The sequence below is a fragment of the Bartonella sp. OC68QHHN genome (assembly GCF_042193875.1).
Taxonomy (GTDB): domain Bacteria; phylum Pseudomonadota; class Alphaproteobacteria; order Rhizobiales; family Rhizobiaceae; genus Bartonella; species Bartonella grahamii_A.
The window spans coordinates 1-3,102 of record NZ_JBHIME010000007.1; the positions used below are offsets into that span (position 1 = coordinate 1).

Consider the following 3,102-nt stretch of genomic DNA (forward strand, 5'->3'; position numbering starts at 1 on the left):
AAACAAAAAGGACCCTCAATTGCTGGGGTAATGTCCAAGCCAGAGATTGCAAGTACTATTGTAAAAAAAGCCAATGAAAGATTAATTGCCAACATACAGTACCAACTTGCTCGTCAAGAATATGCCGCCAATAAGAAAGCTAAATAATGTTCTTAAGCTATGTTTGCTATACACTGAGATTTTCTTTCTTGACAAGATTCACGGAAAAAGTATATCGTCAAGTTAGGTGCCTAGAAAACACCTTGATAGATAGCGGATAGATTGCCGGAACAATCTCTTCTCCGCACATTAAGGCTTTGACTCATTCTATGCTCGTCGCATATAATGGTCTCGTCGGGTGTAGTTATGCTATACAATACCCTTTATGGGAAAAGCGTAACGACGGACTATCTACCGTGTTTTCTAGCACCCGATACCCCTTGGGGTATGAATAGAAGACATCTAAATAGATAGGAGTTCGTTATGAATAATTTAGTAAACACCCAAACCACTTTAACAATGTCTAGCCGTGAAATTGCGGAATTATGCGATAAAAGGCATGACAATATTGTAAGAGATATTCGACAAATATGCACTGACCTCAAAATTGAGGTGAGTAAATTTCAAGGAAATTATAAGGATTCTACAGGACGTAAATTAGTCTGCTACAACCTACCTAAGCGTGAATGTCTTATATTAGTTTCAGGGTACAGTACAGTGCTGCGTGCTAAAATTATTGACCGCTGGATAGAACTCGAGAGTCAGGAGCAGACCAATTATGATAATGATACCCGTTTTGATTTCCCAAAAGATTGGGATAAAATGTCTCCAACTAAAAAGGCTGTTTACATTTATGGACCTCTCCACATGCATCTTGTTAAAGCCTTTACACAAGTAGAAGAGAGCAAACATTATAAAGCTTTAATCAAAGAAGCAAAACAAGTCTTAGAAAGATCTGTTGTGAAAGCTGCTTAGTTTAAAATACGATTTCATCTTCCCTGCTTTCAAAGTGGGGAGGATATTAATTCAAAGGAGATTATCGATAATGCTTCGCTTTTTCCAGAAAAAAGTCAATAAAATCAATTCAAAAGGTACTTCCCAGCGGGTTGGGTCTGTTGCGGGGCGGACGAGCGCAAACTATCGCTAGCGACAGAATTTTTAAATCGACTGTACATTGTACATTTAACTCATTGATAAATAATGATTTCAATATGTACACTGTACAGCATGTAAAACGTTTTCTTAGCAAGAAGTAATTTTTGTTACTTGACAATTCTACAGTAATAGGTATTTTCGAATCAGGTGCCTAGAAAACACCTTAAAACAACAAGCGGATTGGTTGCCGAAATAATCAGTCTTCCGCACATTAAAGACTTTGACTCATTATATGCTACATGCGTATAATAATATTGTCGGGTGTGGTTACGCTATACAATACTCTCACGAGGAAAGCGTAACGACGGGCTTGTTGCCGTGTTTTCTAGCACCCGGCATCCTCTTAGGATGTCAATAGAAAGCCTAATCAACAAGGAATTCATTATGAATACTCTTATTAAAATTACAGAACAAACGATTGATCAAGAAACAGTTCAAGCCGTCAACGCACGTGAATTATATACATTTTTGGAAGTCAATTCTAATTTTAGAGATTGGATAAAAAACCGTATTAAAGAATACGGCTTCCTAGAAAATAAGGACTTTATAAGTTTCGCTAAAATTTTAGCGAAACCCAATGCCTCCCTAGAGAATAAAGACGTTGTGAGTTTTACTAAAAATTTAGTAAAACCTAAAGGCGGTCGTCCAAGTACAGAATATCATATCACTCTAGACATGGCGAAAGAGCTTTCCATGGTTGAACGTAACGAGAAAGGACGTCAAGCACGCCGTTATTTTATTGAGTGTGAAAAGAAACTAAAAAGCCAATCTGTTGATTATGAATTATTTTCTTATGAGTGTTTTAAAAAACCTGCAGGTGTTGGAGAAATCTTAGGATTGATGATGAGGCGTTTGTTGGATGCAAATGACCTCGAAAAAGAGCTTGATCNTTTAAAAACATCTCCCCTTCCCGTTCTTAAAATGGGGAGATGGTTTAAAGATCAAGTTTTGCATGGGAGCCAAGACGCACTAAAATCAATCGATCTTGATCAATCAAGCGATAAATCAACACTAAGTCAGGTCGAATATGGCAATCTCGATAATTGCTCCAATTCCCAGTTAATGCATGGTCATGATATCGAGGTTCTAAAGGTTGATCATTTGCTAATGCTGCAATGATTTGGCGCAAATCAGTATCTAAAAGATGCCGATACCGTCCTTTCATTTCACGCTTGAAATCACGTTTGAAGATAGTGGTACGTTCAATCGTCCGCATAGAGATCGTCAAATAATTCGTCTACGGAATGAAACTTTTTTAAGTTACCTTCTTCTAGTTCTGCAAAAGCCGCTATAGTTTTCGCATTAGGTTGAAACAAGAAGGACGGAATAGCTTTATCTTGTGCAATACGTGTCATCAACACTCTCACAACATCACTTACTGATAAACCTGAAGCTTGAATAACTTGACTAGCAACATTTTGAATTTCTTCTGGTACACGCGCTTGAACCATACGACTGGCAGCCATAATGATTTCTCCTCTCTCAACTGTATTTCAATGTAATACAATTGAAGTACAATTTCAACTGTAAAGCACAATTTTTAGAGTGGCGAGATCGTTTGGCTTAACAACCGCTTGCTTTTTTAACACTTCACTCATACGTGCGTGCCAATCGTTCCCTTGTTTTTTAAAAGAGGCAATAATGCATAAATTCACCATGAATAAAATAACAAATCTAATCCCTCTGCTATTATTGTTATAGTTAAGATAAATGCATATAGAGCTTCAAACATAATCCACCTCTTAATTATTTCAATAAGTTTATGTAACTACCTAATCCATTTTCTTAAATATTAAATAAGGCAATAATATGTCAATATCTTAAAAAAAACATCTTTGTTTTGTTCCACCATAAAATTTCATTCTTTAAGCAAAAAGAGACTATTCCATGACCAAGAAGCATCGTAAGGGTCTATCGGTTCGTGCGTTTGCAAAGAAGATGGGTGTTTCACATAATGCGGCTGTTTCT

At 36.8% G+C, this 3,102-nt stretch carries 3 protein-coding genes and 1 pseudogene; 2 read left to right on the forward strand and 2 right to left on the reverse strand.

What is annotated here, in order from left to right; all coding sequences use genetic code 11:
• Window positions 1–462 precede the first annotated feature (462 nt).
• Both ACFIJ0_RS00560 and ACFIJ0_RS00565 read left to right on the forward strand, forming a co-directional pair.
• On the forward strand, window positions 463–954 hold the full coding sequence (locus ACFIJ0_RS00560) for a Rha family transcriptional regulator (protein WP_375643893.1): 492 nt from the start codon (window positions 463–465) through the stop codon (window positions 952–954).
• Between the two features lie 564 nt (window positions 955–1,518).
• Window positions 1,519–1,918: pseudogene (locus ACFIJ0_RS00565) on the forward strand (antA/AntB antirepressor family protein); the annotation flags it as partial.
• 150 nt (window positions 1,919–2,068) lie between these two features.
• On the opposite strand, the gene ACFIJ0_RS00570 reads toward ACFIJ0_RS00565, so the two are convergent.
• On the reverse strand, window positions 2,069–2,350 hold the full coding sequence (locus ACFIJ0_RS00570) for a type II toxin-antitoxin system YafQ family toxin (RefSeq protein ID WP_375623758.1): 282 nt from the start codon (window positions 2,348–2,350) through the stop codon (window positions 2,069–2,071).
• Window positions 2,337–2,600 (reverse strand): type II toxin-antitoxin system RelB/DinJ family antitoxin, encoded by a 264-nt coding sequence (locus ACFIJ0_RS00575; RefSeq protein WP_078680035.1) that lies wholly within the window; start codon window positions 2,598–2,600, stop codon window positions 2,337–2,339. The genes ACFIJ0_RS00570 and ACFIJ0_RS00575 overlap by 14 nt, the downstream gene beginning before the upstream one ends.
• Window positions 2,601–3,102: the final 502 nt, after the last annotated feature.

What these genes read in the sequence shown, in the direction of transcription:
- ACFIJ0_RS00575 (WP_078680035.1), bottom strand. Translation starts at nt 2,600, where the DNA reads ATGGCTGCCAGTCGTATGGTTCAAGCGCGTGTACCAGAAGAAATTCAA.
- ACFIJ0_RS00570 (WP_375623758.1), bottom strand. Translation starts at nt 2,350, where the DNA reads ATGCGGACGATTGAACGTACCACTATCTTCAAACGTGATTTCAAGCGT.
- ACFIJ0_RS00560 (WP_375643893.1), top strand. Translation starts at nt 463, where the DNA reads ATGAATAATTTAGTAAACACCCAAACCACTTTAACAATGTCTAGCCGT.